Annotated in this window: 19 protein-coding genes and 1 pseudogene; 8 read left to right on the top strand and 12 right to left on the bottom strand. The window is 52.5% G+C overall.

Annotated elements, in window-relative coordinates:
• Positions 1–30 precede the first annotated feature (30 nt).
• From F4V72_RS20825 to yihU, 5 genes are all read right to left on the bottom strand, one after another.
• The gene (locus tag F4V72_RS20825) at positions 31–906 is read right to left on the bottom strand and encodes a sulfite exporter TauE/SafE family protein (protein WP_023249102.1); all 876 of its coding nucleotides are present in this window, start codon (positions 904–906) and stop codon (positions 31–33) included.
• A 94-nt stretch (positions 907–1000) separates the two neighbouring features.
• Positions 1001–1888, bottom strand: coding sequence for an aldose-1-epimerase (locus F4V72_RS20820; protein WP_023249103.1), 888 nt, complete (start codon positions 1886–1888; stop codon positions 1001–1003).
• A 69-nt stretch (positions 1889–1957) separates the two neighbouring features.
• On the bottom strand, positions 1958–3199 hold the full coding sequence (gene yihS, locus F4V72_RS20815) for a sulfoquinovose isomerase (protein WP_053509952.1): 1242 nt from the start codon (positions 3197–3199) through the stop codon (positions 1958–1960).
• Between the two features lie 15 nt (positions 3200–3214).
• Positions 3215–4093, bottom strand: coding sequence for a sulfofructosephosphate aldolase (gene yihT / locus F4V72_RS20810; RefSeq protein ID WP_136058580.1), 879 nt, complete (start codon positions 4091–4093; stop codon positions 3215–3217).
• Between the two features lie 22 nt (positions 4094–4115).
• The gene (gene yihU, locus F4V72_RS20805) at positions 4116–5012 is read right to left on the bottom strand and encodes a sulfolactaldehyde 3-reductase (protein ID WP_053509954.1); all 897 of its coding nucleotides are present in this window, start codon (positions 5010–5012) and stop codon (positions 4116–4118) included.
• 165 nt (positions 5013–5177) lie between these two features.
• Between yihU and F4V72_RS20800 the strand changes: the two genes are divergently transcribed.
• The 6 genes from F4V72_RS20800 (at position 5178) to fabY (ending at position 9987) form a co-directional block, all read left to right on the top strand.
• Positions 5178–6074, top strand: a complete 897-nt coding sequence (locus F4V72_RS20800) for a sugar kinase (RefSeq protein ID WP_111764805.1) — start codon at positions 5178–5180, stop codon at positions 6072–6074.
• 33 nt (positions 6075–6107) lie between these two features.
• The gene (locus tag F4V72_RS20795) at positions 6108–6911 is read left to right on the top strand and encodes a DeoR/GlpR family DNA-binding transcription regulator (protein ID WP_023249108.1); all 804 of its coding nucleotides are present in this window, start codon (positions 6108–6110) and stop codon (positions 6909–6911) included.
• Between the two features lie 190 nt (positions 6912–7101).
• On the top strand, positions 7102–7701 hold the full coding sequence (yihX, locus tag F4V72_RS20790; protein WP_000965699.1) for a glucose-1-phosphatase: 600 nt from the start codon (positions 7102–7104) through the stop codon (positions 7699–7701).
• A complete protein-coding gene (locus F4V72_RS20785) occupies positions 7695–8567 on the top strand; it encodes a virulence factor BrkB family protein (RefSeq protein WP_053528799.1) in 873 nt (290 codons plus the stop codon). The genes yihX and F4V72_RS20785 overlap by 7 nt, the downstream gene beginning before the upstream one ends.
• Positions 8564–9001 carry a D-aminoacyl-tRNA deacylase gene (gene dtd, locus F4V72_RS20780; protein WP_136058579.1) on the top strand — a complete coding sequence of 146 codons (438 nt, stop codon included), beginning with the start codon at positions 8564–8566 and terminating at the stop codon, positions 8999–9001. Before F4V72_RS20785 ends, dtd begins: the two co-directional genes overlap by 4 nt.
• Before the next feature lie 44 nt (positions 9002–9045).
• A complete protein-coding gene (gene fabY / locus F4V72_RS20775; protein ID WP_024134888.1) occupies positions 9046–9987 on the top strand; it encodes a fatty acid biosynthesis protein FabY in 942 nt (313 codons plus the stop codon).
• A gap of 14 nt (positions 9988–10001) precedes the next feature.
• On the opposite strand, the gene F4V72_RS20770 is transcribed toward fabY, so the two are convergent.
• The 3 genes and pseudogenes from F4V72_RS20770 to F4V72_RS20760 form a co-directional block, all read right to left on the bottom strand.
• Positions 10002–10448 carry a helix-turn-helix domain-containing protein gene (locus F4V72_RS20770; protein WP_001259011.1) on the bottom strand — a complete coding sequence of 149 codons (447 nt, stop codon included), beginning with the start codon at positions 10446–10448 and terminating at the stop codon, positions 10002–10004.
• Entirely contained in the window at positions 10445–10756 is a 312-nt protein-coding gene (locus F4V72_RS20765; protein ID WP_000558166.1) for a type II toxin-antitoxin system HigB family toxin, read from the bottom strand. The genes F4V72_RS20770 and F4V72_RS20765 overlap by 4 nt, the downstream gene beginning before the upstream one ends.
• Positions 10757–10841: 85 nt before the next feature.
• Positions 10842–11768, bottom strand: a pseudogene (locus tag F4V72_RS20760) (alpha/beta hydrolase).
• Between the two features lie 204 nt (positions 11769–11972).
• Here F4V72_RS20760 and F4V72_RS20755 point away from each other — a divergent pair.
• A complete protein-coding gene (locus F4V72_RS20755) occupies positions 11973–12215 on the top strand; it encodes a CopG family transcriptional regulator (RefSeq protein WP_001523745.1) in 243 nt (80 codons plus the stop codon).
• Positions 12215–12589, top strand: coding sequence for a type II toxin-antitoxin system VapC family toxin (locus F4V72_RS20750; protein ID WP_023249114.1), 375 nt, complete (start codon positions 12215–12217; stop codon positions 12587–12589). The genes F4V72_RS20755 and F4V72_RS20750 overlap by 1 nt, the downstream gene beginning before the upstream one ends.
• A gap of 37 nt (positions 12590–12626) precedes the next feature.
• On the opposite strand, the gene fdhE is transcribed toward F4V72_RS20750, so the two are convergent.
• From fdhE to fdnG, 4 genes are read right to left on the bottom strand one after another with little or no spacing between them, the layout of a single operon-like run.
• Positions 12627–13556 (bottom strand): formate dehydrogenase accessory protein FdhE, encoded by a 930-nt coding sequence (gene fdhE / locus F4V72_RS20745; protein ID WP_053509958.1) that lies wholly within the window; start codon positions 13554–13556, stop codon positions 12627–12629.
• Positions 13553–14188 carry a formate dehydrogenase cytochrome b556 subunit gene (gene fdoI / locus F4V72_RS20740; RefSeq protein ID WP_000829028.1) on the bottom strand — a complete coding sequence of 212 codons (636 nt, stop codon included), beginning with the start codon at positions 14186–14188 and terminating at the stop codon, positions 13553–13555. The genes fdhE and fdoI overlap by 4 nt, the downstream gene beginning before the upstream one ends.
• Positions 14185–15087, bottom strand: coding sequence for a formate dehydrogenase subunit beta (fdxH, locus tag F4V72_RS20735; RefSeq protein ID WP_000331364.1), 903 nt, complete (start codon positions 15085–15087; stop codon positions 14185–14187). Before fdxH ends, fdoI begins: the two co-directional genes overlap by 4 nt.
• A gap of 12 nt (positions 15088–15099) precedes the next feature.
• Positions 15100–18150: a formate dehydrogenase-N subunit alpha gene (fdnG, locus tag F4V72_RS20730; protein ID WP_077918494.1), complete on the bottom strand. Its 3051-nt coding sequence runs from the start codon at positions 18148–18150 to the stop codon at positions 15100–15102.
• Positions 18151–18289: the final 139 nt, after the last annotated feature.

Raw genomic sequence — 18289 nt, 5'->3', positions numbered from 1 at the left:
TTTTCGTCAGAGCACAAAAGTAAACGCTTTTTATTTGCCTTCGTCCGCCTTACGAATTTCAGCTATTTTTTTACCAAATAACAGTTGTAATACAGCCAAAAGAGCAAACGGCGGCAGGATTGCGGTAAGGGTAGAAATACCCATTGCGCCTTTAATAAGCATTGCACCTGAGGCAATCAATAGTAAAAATACAAGAACGCGGAATACCTTAACTGATATACGCTTATGAACATATTGCCCAACCAGCGATCCCAGAACCATTGTCGGAATACAGAAAATGACCAGCTTAAAGGTGGATATCGTTAATATTCCACTAGATGCCAGGCCGCCAACTACCGCAATGTTATTTGCCGTAAAAAAGGCGTTCAGCGTACCGCGAAAAGCTGCCGGGCCTAAATTGCGTAACATGCCATACATGACCACCGGTGGTCCGTTGGTGGAAAAAGCTGCCCCCAGTGCTCCGGCGACAGCGCCTAAAGGCGCGGCGATCCAACGGCGGTCGTAGACGGGTAGACGAGGAATAAACATACTGTAAAACGAGTAGAGGATTAAGAATCCGCCCAGACCTATTTTCATCATATGATCAGGTAAATAGGAGAGGGCATATAACCCTAGCGGAATACCTAAAAATGAAAAGAAGATAAGCACGGCGGCAGACCGCCAGTCGGTTTCCTTACGTGACAACCAGGTTGCATAAATGGCCGTTGCCGTACCGACAATAACGGATAATGGGGTTGCCATTTTTACCGGTAACATCAGAGTAATGAGCGGCATGGTTGTTAGCCCGCCACCAAAACCAGCACATATCCCCACAAAGGTATAAAGAAACATTAAAGCAATAACGATATACACAACGCCTGCATCTAACATCACACCGTCTGGTGTGAATAAATTAAAAAAATCCATAGTTGTTCCTTCTTGGGTAATCGAACCTTCGAAATCTGGTCCTGATTATTGATAGGAATTAAATATGTTCATTAAGTTCGGGTTGTTTTTTTTGCTATATATATTCCCCTCGAATATTAAAAAACAGATGATGCTGTTGTTCCGGGGAGAGCTGAATTAAATCTATTCCTGAGTTAAACGCATTTGGCGGACAGCTCATGGGTTCAACGGCTAAACCTCTACGATATAATTTTTCGCCGCTATAAATCTGTAGCCACGGTTGATTGGAGCGTGAACTTACTGACAGGGCTTGTTGCGGGTCAGTAATGTGCATTTCCCATTCGGTCCTGTCAGTTTTGAATGTATGGTCAATCTGCTTACCGCCGAGGAATCTCTGGTTTAAATAATTCAAATCCAGTTCGTCAACAGCATGTAAATGGGTTGGATTAGAATGCTCATCAATAGCAAAAACTTGTTTAGCGGGAAGCTGCAGCATATAGCCATCAACAGGCGCTAAGTTACAGGTCAAATAAGGATGGATGCCGACGCCATACGGCGCGGATTTGTCCCCGATGTTTTTACTGATGATTTCTACGGAGAGTCCGCTTTCGTTGTTCAGCGAGTAAATCACCTGCGATATTAACGAAAACGGATAGCCATAACTCGGCGGTAGAAACGCCGTCAGCGTGACTTTTGTCGTCGTCAATTCGCTAACCTGCCAGTTACGCCACGCCAGGAAACCGTGAATAGAAGCGTTAGAAGCGTGTTCATTGATTGGCAACTGATATTCATGCCCGCCATACTGATAACAGCCGTTCGCGATACGGTTAGGCCAGGGAATAAGTACTTTTCCCAGGTGAGCCATCGGCATTTCCGCTGGGTCATGCGGAATGACTAAATGACGATCCTGATACGTTAACCCAGCCAGGCCCGCGCCGACGGTAACGATTTGTGCACGGTAATCACCCGCTGTGAGTAAAATCGTTTTTCCACCACTATGCATAGAGCTACCCCTATAAAACAACGGCATATCTAACAATAGCTTGTTGATATGCCGTATTTTTATGTCACTTTATTTGGCGTTGATATCCAGCAAGCCCGCCGCGACTGCTGGAGCCAGGCCCGGCGCGAGTGGCAGACGAGGAATGACCAGACAGTGCAGCAAGTGATAAATATCTTGCTTGCCGTCCCACACTTTGGTGGTCACTTTGTTATCGGCGTCCAGCTCTTGCCACCAGGAACCATTTTCATAGTCCATCAGGTAATTAATGCAGTAGTCCCACCATTTCTGATACCAGGTTTCGTACTGACGGTCGCCCGTCACCGTGTAGAGCGCATATGCCGTGCCCATTGCTTCCACAATTGGCCAGCGTACACGCTCCCGTACGATCGGCTTACCGTCCCAGCCAACGGTGTAAACGATGCCGTCAGCGCCGTCCGGCGCCCAGGCGTCACGGATAGTGGCATGGAACAAACCTTTAGCGTCCTCCAGTAACCAGGCTGGGGGTTGTTCGCATTTGGCTTCCAGCGCAGCATGGATATGAAGCAATAAGCGGCCCCACTCAATCCAGTGACCTGGCGTACCGCCATAAGCGCGGAAGCGATGTGCCGGATTTTCTTTGTTGTAATCGCGGATTGGGTTCCACTGCGAATCGAAGTGTTCATTAACACGATAATCACCTTTTCTGGCGACATCGTGAATGATGACGGAGGCGACTCTGATCGTGCGGTCGAGCCATTTACGGTCATGGGTGACGTCATAAACAATCAGGAACGCTTCGACGGCGTGCATATTGGCGTTGCCGCCACGGTAGTCTTCGGTTTTGCTGAAGGCTTCATCCCAGGACTCCAGGCACATCTGCTCTTCTTCGCTCCAGAAGTATTTCTCAATAACTTCAATGGTGTAATCCAGCAATTTTCTGGCTTCAGGATGGCCGGTAGTGACGGCGCTGGCCGCGCCCAGCAGGGCGAAGAAGTGTTGATAACCCTGTTTAGAGGCATCCACCACTCCCTGATCGTTAACGCAGGCATACCAGCCGCCGTATTTTTTATCGCGCAGCGCCCCGTTCATGGCTTTGATACCGTGATCGACCAGATCATAAGCGCCCGGTCGGCCCATGGACGCCGCCACGGAATAAACGTGCAGCATACGTGCCGTGATCCAAAGATGGGTGCCCATCTCTTCTTTGATTTGTCCTTTATTTCCCAGCCAGCCGAAGCCTGTCGGCACCGCGGCATTTTTACCGAAATTAAAGATGCGGTCGGTTTCCTGCTCCAGCCAGCGGTTGTGGCTCAACGTGTTAAACCATTTCATTCTTTCATCCTCGTATTAACGGCGTTTCGCCATCATTTCATCGACGATCTCGCCCAGGCGTTGCAATTTAGGGGTGGAAACATCACGTAACATCAGCTCGGTATCCGGTAAACCAATCACCGATGACCAGACCGCGCGTCCCGCCAGGAACCCGGATGCGCCAGCTTCCATCGCGACCCTGACTGCGCGAGGGAACAGTTTTTCGTCCACACCGGAAGAGAGGATGACCCACGGCATATTGATATGCCCATTCAGGCGCTGTGAGGCGGTAAGAAGATCGGAGCGCGCGCCTTTGCCGTAGAGCGGCATTTCAACTTTGTAAAGGTCGGCACCGCTGTCGCCCAACTCTTTGGCCGCATCGATAATCGCCTGCTCGCGATCGAACTTGTCGCCGCAGCGCGGCGGGCGTACAACCGGTTCGATAATGCTCAGCAAACCATTGGAGTGGCATAATTCATTGAATTCTTTAATCATATCCAGACGCTGCTGCGCGTCTTCGTCGCTGCGCCACAGCACCAACAGTTTTAAGGCTTTTGCGCCATCCTGTTTTACCGCCTGCGCATTAATTTTTTTATCAACGACCACGTTATCAACGGGAATACCGTTGCCCGGGATGAAATCATCCGCCGCGACGATCATGGCGCAGCTTTTAGCGACCGCATTTTGTTCTACGGCCTGGCGATAACAGAACTGCTGATCCAGCAGAACGGCAGAGGCATACGGGGAGAGAATTTTCGCCGCATTCACTTTGAAATCCGTCAGCACGCTATCGACAACGGGTGTTTTCGCACCAGCAGCAGCAAACATTAAACGCATTGCCTCACGCTGATCGACAGCCAGCATGGCAAACCCGCCGGACGCTCGCGTAATGTCTTTGATGGTGTAGTTGTTCATTCAATTTTCCTTTATACAGTCGTTACTTTTTTACGTTGGCGGTCAGCCCGGCGCTGATGCGCACCTGTTCCAGGATGGCGCTCCAGTCTTCCTGACCGCGGCCTGCGGCCCGCGCCAGGTTATAAACTTCACGGGAGGCGGCGCCGAGCGGCATCGGTACGTGCAGTTGATTGGCGACATCCAACGCGATGCCAAGATCTTTGTGCGCCAGATCGATCATGAAGGCGGGAGACAGATCCCCTTTCATCACTTTATTCGGCCAGGTGGTGGTGAAATGCCCTTTGCCTGCTGCAGTGCCGTTCATCACTTTTAAAGCCACGTCGAAGGAAAGCCCCAGCGCTTCACATAGCACGGCGGCTTCGGCGGAGAGCGCATTTAGCGCAATACTCATGTAGTTGTTGATCAGTTTTACGCGAATACCCATTCCCGGGCCGCCGGTGTTGACCAGCTCATTACCCATCGCCATCAGCACAGGAGTAGCGTGTTCTACTTGCTGCGCCGTACCGCCTGCCAGCAGCAACAATGTGCCGGTAATCGCGTTGTCGGATGTCCGGCCTACCGGCACGTCCATCATGCTGAACCCTTTGCTCTGCATGTCGGCAATCAGCTTGTCGGTTTGCAGCGGATGAATAGTGGACATATCAATGACCAGCGCTTCACGGGAAAGGGTTTCGCAAACGCCTTGCTCGCCAAATAAAACGGAACGAACCAGCTCGCCGTTCGGGAGCATGGTGATAACAAATTCAGCGCCGATGGTTGCCTGAGCCGGGCTGCTTGCAGGTTGCGCGCCTTTGTCTACCAGACGCTGTACGGCGTCGGGATTAACATCGAAGACGCTGAGTTGATGGCCCTGCTTTAGCAGGTTACTCGCCATAGGGGAGCCCATCTGCCCCAACCCGATAAATGCTATAACTGCCATATCGTTCTCCTGAACACGATGGTGTCATTTTTTGTCATGTGTGAGCATTTTTTCTGTCTGTTTTTGATCGTATTTGTAATTTATGGTCAAAAAATTGACAGCCGTCACTTTTTAAACATTTCGTGAAATTAAAATGGGCCTATCTCAAATGCCTGAGGAATGACCATGATTCGTATTGCTTGTGTAGGTATTACCGTGATGGATCGCATCTATTACGTGGAAGGATTACCGACAGAAGGGGGTAAATATGTGGCGAAGCGCTATACGGAAGTGGGCGGCGGGCCTGCGGCGACCGCTGCCGTGGCTGCGGCGAAATTGGGCGCGCAGGTGGACTTTATTGGCCGTGTGGGCGATGACGACACCGGAAACAGTCTGCTGGCGGAGCTGGAGTCCCTGGGGGTTAATACCCGCTATACCCGCCGCTATACGCAGGCGATGTCGTCGCAGTCAGCGATTATGGTGGACGCCAAAGGAGAGCGGATCATCGTTAATTATCCCAGCCCGGATTTATTACCTGACGCCGACTGGCTTAACGACATCGATTTTTCGCAGTGGGATGTGGTGTTGGCGGATGTGCGCTGGCATGACGGCGCGAAGCAGGCCTTTACGCTGGCGCGTCAGGCTGGCGTCATGACCGTTCTGGATGGCGATATTACGCCGCAGGATATTAGCGAGCTGGTGGCGTTAAGTGACCACGCCGCCTTCTCCGAGCCGGGACTGGCACGTTTGACGGGGATGAGTGAAACCATGGATGCGCTAAAAAAATCACAAACGCTCACAAATGGACATGTCTATGTCACGCGAGGCAGTGAAGGCTGCAACTGGTTGGAAAAAACGACGGTACGCCACCAACCGGGTTTTACCGTGGAGGTGGTGGATACTACCGGCGCGGGCGATGTTTTTCATGGTGCACTGGCATTTGGCCTGGCAAGCGGATACGCCATCGAAGAGGCTGTCAGATTCGCCAGCGGCGTTGCTGCGCTGAAGTGTACGCGCCCGGGTGGCCGGGCGGGTATCCCTGATTGTGAGCAAACCCGATCTTTCCTGTCACTTTTTGTATAATATGGGCAGTAGGAAGCTTTTAGAGGAATGCTCATGAGTCTTACCGAACTGACCGGTAATCCGCGACACGATCGACTGTTAATGCTCATTGATGAGCGCGGCTATATGAATATCGATGAGTTAGCCAGTTTGTTGGAGGTCTCTACCCAGACGGTTCGCCGCGATATTCGTAAATTAAGCGAGCAGGGGCTGATTACGCGTCATCACGGTGGCGCTGGCAGAGCGTCCAGTGTGGTCAATACCGCCTTTGAGCAGCGAGAGGTCTCCTGGACGCAAGAGAAAAAAGCCATTGCGGAAGCCGTGGCTGACTATATTCCGGATGGCTCCACGATATTTATCACGATTGGAACGACGGTTGAGCAGGTGGCGCGCGCGCTGCTCAACCATAATCATCTGCGCATTATCACCAATAGCCTGCGCGTCGCGCACATTCTTTATAATAACCCTCGCTTTGAAGTGATGGTGCCTGGCGGCACTCTGCGACCGCATAATAGCGGCATTATCGGGCCATCCGCGACGGCGTTTGTCGCGGGGTTCCGGGCGGACTATCTCGTCACCAGCGTAGGCGCGATAGAGAGCGATGGCGCGTTGCTGGAGTTTGATGTTAACGAAGCCAGCGTAGTGAAAACGATGATGGCCCACTCGCGACACATCCTGCTTGCCGCCGATCATACGAAATACCATGCTTCTGCGGCGGTTGAGATCGGCAATGTGTCACAGATTACCGCTCTGTTTACGGATGAGTATCCCGGTCCGGCATTACAGAATTTACTTCAATCCCAGCAAATCGAAGTGGTTCAGGTGAGTCCTTCGCTGGACGACGCCGTTTCAGCGTGACAAGCGCCCTTGCGCCGGATGGTCGCGTCAGCGCTTTATCCGGCCAATAAAACGGCGCTGTGATGCAGGCGATATTGAACATCGTCTGCGTTTCTATTGTCTTTTTGTTAATTGATTTATAAAGGGATACATAGTCAAACTTCTCCTTTCCCGCTACAGTTATTCATCCCCGGTTAGCAAGGAGAATGCCATGCTCTATATCTTTGATTTAGGTAATGTGATTGTCGATATCGACTTTAACCGCGTATTAGGTGTGTGGAGCGACCTGAGTCGAGTACCGCTGGCTTCGCTGAAGCAAAAATTTACGATGGGCGAGACTTTTCACCAACATGAACGCGGTGAGATAACTGACGAAGCGTTTGCTGAAGCTTTCTGCCATGAAATGGCATTATCGCTCAGTTATGAACAGTTCTCGCACGGCTGGCAGGCGGTATTTGTCGGATTACGGCCCGAAGTGATTGCTATCATGCATAAACTGCGCGAGCAGGGGCATCGAGTGGTGGTGTTATCCAATACTAACCGACTGCATACCCACTTCTGGCCGGAGGAATATCCGGAGGTTCGCGCTGCCGCCGACCATATCTATTTATCGCAGGATTTGGGAATGCGTAAGCCCGAAGCGCGTATTTATCAGCACGTCCTGCAGAAGGAGGGATTTTCCGCCGCTGATGCGGTCTTTTTCGACGACAACGCCGATAATATAGAAGGGGCCAACCAGTTGGGGATCACCAGCATCCTGGTGAAGGATAAAACTACTATCCCTGACTATTTCGCGAAGCTGTTATGCTAAAAACCGTTCACCAAAAAGCTGGATGCCATACACGCCCTGTTCGGGCCTGGCTCAAGCTATTATGGCAGCGTATCGATGAGGATAATATGACGACTCTGGCGGGAAATCTCGCCTATGTCTCATTACTCTCCTTAGTACCGCTTATTGCCGTCGTTTTTGCTCTTTTCGCTGCGTTTCCGATGTTTTCTGATGTCAGCATTCAGTTACGCCATTTTATCTTCGCTAACTTTATGCCAGCCACCGGGGATGTGATTCAGCGCTATATTGAGCAGTTTGTCGCTAACTCCAACAAAATGACGGCGGTGGGCGCCTGTGGACTGATTGTGACGGCATTGCTGTTGATGTATGCCATTGATAGCGCCTTAAATACTATCTGGCGCAGCAAACGCACACGACCAAAAGTGTACTCTTTTGCGGTATACTGGATGATCCTTACGCTCGGCCCGCTACTCGCTGGCGCCAGCCTGGCGATCAGCTCCTATCTGCTTTCTTTACGCTGGGCCAGCGAGCTGAATACGGTCATCGACAATGTATTGCGCATCCTTCCGTTGCTGCTTTCGTGGCTCTCATTCTGGTTACTTTACAGTATTGTCCCAACGACTCGTGTACCGAACCGTGACGCCCTTGTCGGCGCGTTTGTCGCGGCTTTACTGTTCGAGGCCGGAAAGAAAGGTTTCGCGCTTTATATCACCATGTTCCCGTCATATCAGCTTATTTATGGCGTACTGGCGGTGATCCCAATCCTGTTTGTCTGGGTATACTGGACCTGGTGTATAGTCTTGCTTGGCGCAGAAATAACTGTCACTCTCGGGGAATACCGAAAACTCAAACAAGCCGCAGAACAAGAAGAAGCTGACCAACCATGATTGCATTAATTCAACGCGTAACCCGTGCCAGCGTCACCGTGGAGGACGAGGTGACGGGTGAAATTGGCCCAGGACTTTTGGTGTTATTGGGTGTCGAAAAAGAAGATGACGAACAAAAAGCGAATCGTCTGTGCGAGCGCGTGCTGGGATACCGTATCTTCAGCGATGCCGACGGCAAGATGAATCTGAACGTACAACAGGCTGGCGGCAGCGTGCTGGTGGTGTCGCAGTTTACGCTGGCGGCCGATACCGAGCGTGGTATGCGACCGAGCTTTTCCGGCGGCGCTGCGCCGGAGCGCGCGCAGGCGCTTTATGCATATTTTGTCGAACGTTGCCGCCAGCAGGCAATACACACGCAAACCGGACGCTTCGCTGCCGATATGCAGGTTGAGCTGGTTAATGACGGTCCCGTGACATTCTGGATTCAGGTATGAGCCAACTTCCGGCGTGGCCGCGGATAACAAGAGAGAGTACTGCTATGTATCACCTTCGGGTTCCGCAAACAGAAGAAGAATTAGAACGTTACTACCAGTTTCGCTGGGAGATGCTGCGTAAACCGCTGCACCAGCCGAAAGGGTCGGAACGGGATGGCTGGGATGCGTTGGCGCACCATCAAATGGTGGTGGACGAAGAAGGAAATTTAGTGGCAGTGGGCCGCCTGTACATCAATGCAGATAACGAGGCCTCTATCCGTTTTATGGCTGTACATCCCTCGGTACAGGATAAAGGGCTGGGGACATTAATGGCGATGACTCTGGAGTCTGTCGCCCGTCAGGAAGGCGTTAAGCGCGTCACCTGCAGCGCGCGCGAAGATGCGGTTGAGTTCTTTGCCAAACTCGGATTTGTCAATCAGGGGGAGATTACTACGCCCACAACCACGCCAATCCGCCATTTTCTGATGATTAAACCGGTAGCCTCGCTGGATGATATCCTGCATCGCGGCGACTGGTGCGGGCAGCTTCAGCAGGCCTGGTATGAGCACATTCCATTGAGTGAAAAGATGGGGGTGCGCATTCAGCAGTACACCGGGCAAAAATTTATTACCACGATGCCGGAAACCGGTAATCAAAATCCGCATCACACGGTGTTTGCCGGCAGCCTGTTCTCCCTGGCGACGCTGACCGGATGGGGGCTTATCTGGCTGATGCTCCGTGAACGCCACCTGGGTGGGACGATTATTCTTGCCGACGCCCATATTCGCTACAGCAAACCGATTAGCGGAAAGCCAAACGCAGTGGCTGATTTGGGGTCGTTAAGCGGTGATTTGGACAGGCTGGCGCGGGGTAAAAAAGCGCGTGTCCAGTTGCAGGTTGAACTCTTGGGTGGCGATACCACCGGGGCAATTTTCGAAGGTATTTATATCGTGCTACCTGCGAAACCATTCGGCCCGTATGAAGAGGGCGGGAATGAGGAAGAGTAGCTGGACATATCCAACTACTCGATGAAGGCATCCGCTGGTAGTTTAAAGCGTTGTGTAAGCGCTTTAATATGATTAACCGTTAGTGCTCTGCGGCCATTTAAGATGTTGCTGACGTTCGATTTAGAACCAAGTTCGTTGGCAAGATCTGCTGCTTTGAGACCGTATTGATCCATGAGCGTTCGCAATACTGAAACGCCAGGGGGCGTTTTCTCCAGGTGTTGGTTGAGTGCTTTGAATTCCGGCGCATGTTTTTCGTATTCACTGATTCGGGCACAGAGCAATTCAAATAGTGGGTTTTCAAGATCGTCGTGGTCGACCAGAAACTCCACTAGCGCTAGTGCCCTGCGATACTCATTGTCATTTCGGTCTTCCCCCATCAGTGGGACGGTTTTTACCGCATCGCTGAAGGTATCAACGATCTTTTTTGCGCTGGTTGCATCCATCTGACGATGAGTTCTCATTCTTTATTACCCCGATAATATGCGGTCAGTTTGTCATATTCGGCATGGGAAACGATATGTTTCACAAATATCTTATGTAACCTGAAATCTATGTAGGAAATGAGTCTCAGGCTATTACCAGAAACATCAATCACCCACCATTTATCTCTGTACTTAAAATTATCCAGTGAAGGAATATACCGCTTCATCTCTTCAGGCTGAGTGAATGTTTTTTTCTCAAGAACATTCAGCAACTCAGTGAGGGCAAGCTCATGGTTTGGATACATGAGCATCGCTTCATTGAACGGTTTTCGGCTGATAACATGCACAATGTAGTTCCATTACAAAGTTTTCAACCTGAAAATAATTTAGCGCAACGTCATAAAGTTTTCAAGTTGAAAACAAAATTGAATTTTAGGTCATTTTGCCTGTTGATGGCTTACAACACGCCAGGCCATATCTCGCATGGCGCTTCGTGCCGCCTGGCTCACGCCTCCGAGCTGGAAAAAGCCATGAATGACACCGAGAGCGCTGGCAAGTACATTCCACATCCTGTTCCTGGAACCGTTGATACAGGGCCTCGCCCTCATCGCGCAGTGGGTCGAATTCGGCAGTAATGATGTGCGTGGATGGCAGACCGGCGAAGTCCTCACGCCAGAGCGGACTGGCTTCAGGATGCAGTGGATCGGTTCGCGGCATATACATCTCGTAGCCTGAAAGCAGCGTGTCACGCGTGATAATGTAATCCAGCCCATTACAGGTGTAGCTCGCAAACCTGGCGGTTGCGTCCAGCATGGGGTAGATCAGAATCAGCTGTGCAGGTTGCCATTGACGGGCGGCTTTCAGGCGTAGCGCAGTGACCAGCGCCAGATGCCCACCCGCGCTGTCACCGGCAAGCGTAATGTTCTCGCGATCTATCCCCAGTTTCTGGGCATATTTCCAGATAGTATTGGCTCCGGTTTCGGCATCGTTATGTGCGGCCGGGAAGGTGTGCTCTGGTGCAAGTCGGTACTGCGCCGCAATCACGCGACAACGGCTGTAAAAAGCTAACTGCCTTAACTGGTTATCGTGAGTGGCAAAACCGCCGCTGACAAAGCAACCACCATGATAATAAATGATGCAGGGTAATTTCCCTGTGGCATTGAGCGGCGAAACCACGCGAAACGTCATGGCATTGAGTTCAATATCTTCAACCTGGACGCGGGTTTCAGTTTCTCCTGCCAGTGTCGTGCTGGCGATGTAGCCCGCCCTCCGGTCATCAATATTCTGTTCGCGAGAAGAGGGGCGTCCCGCCGCGATAAATTCCTCCACTAACTGCGCAATCCCGCTTTCCAGTGCCATTTTTCATTGCCTTTATCTGTATGGATATACAGTTTTATAACCCGATTTGGTACGAATGAAAATGGGAAAATTGGGCTGCGTACGATTCTGGAAAGCGGCTCGCAAAAATAAAAATCGTTCGCGTAATAACTATTTTCTCGTCAGTCTCAGGTGTATGTTGTTTGAAAAATAAGCGCGAATGATATACTGGAGGTATATGTGAGTATGATGGCTGGGATGGATATGGGCAGAATTTTACTCGATTTATCAGACGATGTGATTAAACGGCTTGACGATCTCAAGGTGCAACGCAACCTACCTCGTGCAGAACTCTTGCGGGAGGCTGTTGAGCAGTATCTGGAAAGACAGGATCGGGCTGAGACCACAATTTCGAAAGCATTGGGGCTCTGGCAAGGCTGTGAGGAAGATGGCGTTGAATACCAACGTAAACTTCGTGAGGAATGGTAATGGTCAAAGGGTCTGCGCTTTTTGATACCAATATCCTCATCGACCTGTTTAGCGGTCGTATTGAAGCGAAACATGCGCTGGAAGCGTATCCGCCACAGAATGCGATTAGCCTTATCACATGGATGGAAGTGATGGTGGGCGCTAAGAAATATCATCAGGAAAACCGCACGCGAATTGCATTAAGTGCGTTTAATGTTATTGGTGTGACACAAGAAATCGCGGAACGAAGCGTTATTGTCAGGCAGGAGTATGGCATGAAACTCCCGGATGCGATCATTCTGGCCACTGCACAAGTCCATCGTTGTGAGCTTGTGACGCGTAATACAAAAGACTTTGCCGGCATTCCAGGAGTGATCACGCCGTATCACTTGTAGACCGGACGGCAAACTTCGCCCGGTCTGAGTAAAAAACTTATTCCCCTTCGCCAGGGAACAGGAACGGGTTGATGGAACTGCGGGCGAAGCCCTCCTGTTCCATGCGCGCGTCCAGCACCAGCGAGGCGAGATCGTCGGCAACGGCTTCGACTTTCGGGTCTTTTTCCTGATACAGAATCTTCAGGTAAGTCCCGCAATCGCCACAGCTTTCGGCCTTCACCGCGGCCTGCTCATTTTCCAGCGACCAGTAGTGTAAGTCGCGGCTCTGTTCGCAGTTACTGCATTTTACGCGTACTACATGCCACTCGGTTTCGCACAGGTTACAGTGCAGATAACGCAGCCCCTGCGTGGTACCGATCTGCACCATGCTGGAGACCGGCATCGAACCGCACACCGGGCAATACTGGCGCGCTTCGCCATATTCCGCGCGGGCTTTGCCTGGGATCAGGCTGGCCATTTGCGCCCAGTAAAGGGAGAGCGCGGCCCAGATAAACGGGGCTTTATCGCTGCTGACGGAGGCAAAATCCGAGGCAAACAGCGCGTTCGCCATCTGCTCCAGCTCCTGCTCTGATGCTTTCTCCAGATTCTCGATCACCGCCAGCGCGGGGCCGCTCATCTCGGGTTTTAGCTCGGCAATCAACGAATTCAGCAGTTTTTGCCAGTGCTTGTCACGCGGCAGCACATGGATATCCAGCGGCGGCTTGCCCTGTTCGTTCGCTTCTTTAATGCGTGCGGTTAGATCCATTTCCAGCGGATGGTCGTACAGCACCACTTCCTGCGCGTGCGCGATAAGCGCGGCAAAACGCAGATAATCGCCCAGCGGATTATTTTCAGCCAGCTCGCGCAGACGTTCGGCGCGGCGGTTGTAGACGTTTTTGAGTCGGGGGAACAATAACGGCGGAATCATATCCGCCGTACGTTTCTCGCTCGAACCCAGCTCATCTTGCGGGATTATGCGAATACTCATTCAGTTTCTTTTTCCGTTGTCTTGCGGACTTCTCGGTACCAGCGTGGGTGATGTTTCTTCGCCCACGACCGGGTTACCCAGCCTTCCACCATCGCGGTAATGGTGCCTTTCACCCAAAGGGCGGCGTAGATATGCACCATGATAACCACAATTAACGCTACTGCGGCAAAAGAATGCAACATTAACGCGAATCGGATCACCGGGATTGAGAAAGCAGGCGCAAAATACGGACGCCAGATAATCACCCCGCTCACCAGCAGCAGCACCAGGAAGATAATCGCCGCCCAGAATACGCATTTCTGACCGAAGTTATAACGCCCGGTGTCACCCACTTCCTCGTTGACGACGATCTTACGAATATTCTTCGCCCAAAAGATATCATCCCGATTGATTAGATTGTGGTGCCAGTAGCGGAAAAACATGATGATAAACGAGGCAAACATAACAACGCCTACAAACGGGTGCAGAATTCGCGCCAGTTGTGGGGTGCCCATGATATGCATCAGCCAGTTGAAGGATGGGAATAAAAAGCCCAGCCCGCTCACCGCCGCCAGCACGAAGCAGAAGGCGACGATCCAGTGGTTGATGCGTTCCGGCGCCGTATAGCGCACGATGGTGTCACGTCGTTTCATTTGCGCACCTCGTCTTTCTCTTCATGCAGGTTATCATCTTCCTCTTCCGCACGGTTCGGACCGACGCCGACATAGTGGAAGACGCTGGCGGCAAAGGTCGCGGCAAAACCGAACGCGGCGAGCGGTTTCCAGACGCCTTTCCAGAACTTGACGGTTTCGCTGATTTCCGGATTCTCCGGCAGACCGTGATACAGATTCGGCTTGTCGGCATGGTGTAGCACGTACATGACATGCGTACCGCCTACACCCGCCGGATCGTACAGACCCGCGTTGTCATAACCCCGGGTTTTTAGTTCCGCCACCCGCTCGCCCGCCAGCGTTTTCATGTCCTCTTTCGAGCCAAAATGAATGGCGCCAGTTGGACAGGTCTTCACGCAGGCCGGTTCCTGGCCGACCACCACGCGGTCAACGCACAGCGTACATTTATAGACGCGGTTATCTTCCGGGTTAAGGCGCGGCACGTTGAATGGGCAGCCAGCGATACAGTAGCCGCAGCCGATACACTGCTCGGACTGGAAGTCGACAATGCCGTTGGCATACTGGATGATAGCCCCTTCCGCCGGACATGCCTTCAGGCAGCCGGGATCGGCGCAGTGCATACAGCCATCCTTACGGATCAGCCATTCCAGTTTGTCGTTCTGTTCCACTTCCGAGAAGCGCATCACCGTCCAGGATTTAGCGGTTAAGTCCGCCGGGTTATCGTAGACCCCGACGTTATTGCCCACTTCATCACGGATATCGTTCCACTCTGAGCACGCCACCTGACACGCTTTACAGCCGATACAGGTGGTGACGTCGATGAGTTTCGCCACCTCTTCCTGATGGTCCCGCGCCTGGGGCGCGGGGGTGAAACCGTTAGTGGCGGAACGACGAATGATGTCTTGCGATTGATAAGCCATAGGTCGTCTCCGTTACACCTTTTCCACATTCACAAGGAAGGATTTAAACTCCGGCGTCTGCGTGTTCGCATCGCCGACGAAAGGCGTTAACGTATTGGCGATAAAGCCTTTTTTCGCCACGCCTTCATAGCCCCAGTGAATAGGAATACCGATGGTATCGATATCCTTGCCGTCCGCTTTCAGCGTGCGAATACGCTTGGTCACTACTGCTTTGGCTTTGATATAGCCGCGGTTCGAGGAGACCTTCACGGTATCGCCATGCGCGATGCCGAGCTTATTCGCCAGCTTCTCGCCAATTTCCACAAACTGTTCCGGCTGGGCGATAGCATTAAGCAACGCGTGCTTGGTCCAGTAGTGGAAGTGCTCGGTCAGACGGTAAGTGGTTCCGACATACGGGAATTTATCCGCTTTACCCAGCGCGTCGGCATCGTCTTTAAAGATACGGGCGGCAGGGTTAGAGATAACGTTCGGGTGCAGCGGGTTAGTGCCCAGCGGCGTTTCAAACGGTTCGTAGTGTTCCGGGAACGGCCCTTCCGCCATCTTATCGATGGCAAACAGGCGGCCCATCCCTTCTGGTTGCATGATAAATGGCCCGACGTCGCTGCCCGGCGCGGCGGCGCTGTAGTCCGGAATATCCCATCCGGCCCATTTTCCGCCTTCCCATTTCAGGAGCTGACGTTTCGGGTCCCACGGATTGCCCTGTGGATCTGCGGAGGCGCGGTTATAGAGGATGCGGCGGTTAAGCGGCCATGCCCATGCCCAGCCCAGCGTGTTGCCGAGACCAGACGGGTCGGCATTATCACGACGCGCCATCATGTTGCCTTCCGGCGTCCAGCTACCGGCGAAAATCCAGCAGCCGCTGGAAGTCGTACCGTCATCGCGCAGTTGCGCGAACGAACTGAGCTGTTGGCCTTTCTTCACCACCACCGCGCCGGTTGCCGGGTCGATAAGATCGGCTAATGCTTTACCGTTACTCTCCATCGCCACTTCTTCAGAGGCGGGTTCGTATGGTTTGGTGTAGTTCCAGGTCATATTCAGCACCTGTTCCGGGTTGGCGCCGCCCTGTTCAGAGTACATCTTACGCAGGCGTAAGAAGATACCGGCGAGGATTTCGCCGTCGGTCATGGCAATCCCCGGGGCGTCCGCGCCCTTCCAGTGCCACTGTAACCAGCGACCGGAGTTAACGATGGAACCATTTTCCTCGGCAAAGCAGGTGGAAGGCAGACGGAACACTTCGGTCTGGATTTTCGCGGGATCAACGTCGTTCGACTCACCGTGGTTTTGCCAGAAGGTGGACGTTTCGGTGTTGAGCGGATCGATAGTCACCAGGTACTTCAGTTTGGAAAGCGACGCGACCACTTTGTTTTTGTTCGGGAATGAGGCCACCGGGTTAAAGCCCTGGCAGATATAACCGTTGACCTTGCCCTGTTTCATCATCTCGAAGTACTGCAGCACATCATACCCTTTGTCCCACTTCGGCAGCCAGTCGAAGCCCCAGCTATTTTCCGCTGTCGCTTTATCACCAAAGAAGGCCTTCATCATCGAGACGAAGAATTTCGGGTAGTTGCCCCAGTAGTTGACCTGATCCTTCAGCAATGGTTTCGGCGTATTGGCAGCCAGATAGGTTTGCAAATCGGTCTGTTTTTCGCTCGGCAGCGTCAGGTAGCCCGGCAGACTTTGCGACAGCAGTCCTAAGTCGGTCAGCCCCTGAATGTTGGAGTGACCGCGCAGGGCGTTAACGCCGCCGCCTGCCATCCCCATGTTGCCGAGCAGAAGCTGGATCATCGCCATGGTGCGGATATTCTGCGCGCCGATGGAGTGCTGCGTCCAGCCCAGCGCGTACAGGAACGACGCGGTTTTATCTTTTGCGCTGGTTTCTGCAATGTACTCGCACACTTTCAGGAAGTCCGCTTTCGGCGTACCGCAGATATTTTCTACCACATCCGGCGTGTAACGAGAGACATGCTGTTTCAACAGATTCCAGACACAGCGCGGGTGTTGCAGTGTCGTATCGCGTTTGGCAAAGCCGTTTTCGTCCAGCTCATAGTGCCAACTGGTTTTATCGTACTGCCGCTTGTCTGCGTCATAGCCGGTGAACAGACCATCATCGAAGCCAAAATCTTCACGCACGATCAGGCTGGCATTGGTATAGGCCTCGGTGTATTCACGATTGTATTTTTCGTTGGTCAGCAGATACAGCATCACGCCTGACAAGAAGGCAATGTCAGTACCCGAGCGTATTGGCGCATAGAAATCGGCCACCGACGCGGTACGCGTGAAGCGCGGATCGACCACAATCAGCTTCGCGCCGTTGTGAATTTTAGCTTCCATCGCCCAGCGGAACCCGACCGGGTGAGCTTCCGCAGCGTTACCGCCCATCACCACGACGAGGTTGGCGTTCTTGATGTCGACCCAGTGGTTGGTCATCGCACCGCGACCAAATGTTGGAGCAAGACTTGCTACCGTTGGTCCGTGTCAGACACGCGCCTGGTTGTCGACCGCGAGCATACCCAGCGCGCGGGAGAATTTTTGCGTTAAATAACCCGTCTCGTTACTGGATGCGGAAGCGCACAGCATCCCGGTAGTGAGCCAGCGGTTAACGGTAACGCCTTCGGCGTTCTGCGCCTGGTAGTTGGCGTCGCGATCTTCCTTCATCAGTTTAGCGATGCGGTCAAACGCTTCTTCCCAGCTGATCTGTTGCCACTTATCTGAACCAGGCGCGCGGTATTCCGGGAATTTCAGGCGACTTTCAGAGTGGATGAAATCCACCAGACCGGCCCCTTTCGGGCACAGCGCGCCACGGTTTACCGGATGATCCGGGTCCCCTTCGATATGGAAAATAGATGCTTTGGCGTTTTTCGCACCGTCGCCGAGGCTGTACATCAACAGCCCGCAGCCAACGGAACAGTAGGTGCAGGTGTTACGGGTTTCGCGGGTGCGCAGCAGTTTATATTGCCGTGTTTCCGCTAGCGCTACGCCGGGCGCGAAGCCCAGTGCCGCTGCCGTGGTGCCTGCCATACCGCCAGCGCAGATCTTAAAGAACTGCCTTCTGCTGACCTGCATGGTTTGCTCCTTGTTTCGACATTGTCACTTCTCTTTCACATTTCTCTATCCGAAACGCTCAGGGAGTGGTTGTTATTTTTCTTTGCGGGCGGGCCCGCAAAAGTTCAGAATTGGGTAAATTTTCCTCCATCCGGGAGGA

It is taken from the genome of Salmonella enterica subsp. diarizonae (assembly GCF_008692785.1).
Taxonomy (GTDB): domain Bacteria; phylum Pseudomonadota; class Gammaproteobacteria; order Enterobacterales; family Enterobacteriaceae; genus Salmonella; species Salmonella diarizonae.
Note: the sequence above shows the minus strand (reverse complement) of the source record. Positions and strands in the feature narration are given on the sequence as shown.

Excerpts from the sequence above, each read along its gene's own strand:
- F4V72_RS20800 (WP_111764805.1), top strand. The coding sequence starts at position 5,178 with ATGATTCGTATTGCTTGTGTAGGTATTACCGTGATGGATCGCATCTAT.
- fabY (WP_024134888.1), top strand. The coding sequence starts at position 9,046 with ATGTATCACCTTCGGGTTCCGCAAACAGAAGAAGAATTAGAACGTTAC.
- F4V72_RS20820 (WP_023249103.1), bottom strand. The coding sequence starts at position 1,888 with ATGCATAGTGGTGGAAAAACGATTTTACTCACAGCGGGTGATTACCGT.
- fdhE (WP_053509958.1), bottom strand. The coding sequence starts at position 13,556 with ATGAGTATTCGCATAATCCCGCAAGATGAGCTGGGTTCGAGCGAGAAA.
- yihX (WP_000965699.1), top strand. The coding sequence starts at position 7,102 with ATGCTCTATATCTTTGATTTAGGTAATGTGATTGTCGATATCGACTTT.
- F4V72_RS20770 (WP_001259011.1), bottom strand. The coding sequence starts at position 10,448 with ATGAGAACTCATCGTCAGATGGATGCAACCAGCGCAAAAAAGATCGTT.
- yihU (WP_053509954.1), bottom strand. The coding sequence starts at position 5,012 with ATGGCAGTTATAGCATTTATCGGGTTGGGGCAGATGGGCTCCCCTATG.
- F4V72_RS20785 (WP_053528799.1), top strand. The coding sequence starts at position 7,695 with ATGCTAAAAACCGTTCACCAAAAAGCTGGATGCCATACACGCCCTGTT.
- F4V72_RS20825 (WP_023249102.1), bottom strand. The coding sequence starts at position 906 with ATGGATTTTTTTAATTTATTCACACCAGACGGTGTGATGTTAGATGCA.
- F4V72_RS20750 (WP_023249114.1), top strand. The coding sequence starts at position 12,215 with ATGGTCAAAGGGTCTGCGCTTTTTGATACCAATATCCTCATCGACCTG.
- F4V72_RS20795 (WP_023249108.1), top strand. The coding sequence starts at position 6,108 with ATGAGTCTTACCGAACTGACCGGTAATCCGCGACACGATCGACTGTTA.
- yihS (WP_053509952.1), bottom strand. The coding sequence starts at position 3,199 with ATGAAATGGTTTAACACGTTGAGCCACAACCGCTGGCTGGAGCAGGAA.
- F4V72_RS20755 (WP_001523745.1), top strand. The coding sequence starts at position 11,973 with ATGATGGCTGGGATGGATATGGGCAGAATTTTACTCGATTTATCAGAC.
- fdoI (WP_000829028.1), bottom strand. The coding sequence starts at position 14,188 with ATGAAACGACGTGACACCATCGTGCGCTATACGGCGCCGGAACGCATC.
- yihT (WP_136058580.1), bottom strand. The coding sequence starts at position 4,093 with ATGAACAACTACACCATCAAAGACATTACGCGAGCGTCCGGCGGGTTT.
- fdxH (WP_000331364.1), bottom strand. The coding sequence starts at position 15,087 with ATGGCTTATCAATCGCAAGACATCATTCGTCGTTCCGCCACTAACGGT.
- dtd (WP_136058579.1), top strand. The coding sequence starts at position 8,564 with ATGATTGCATTAATTCAACGCGTAACCCGTGCCAGCGTCACCGTGGAG.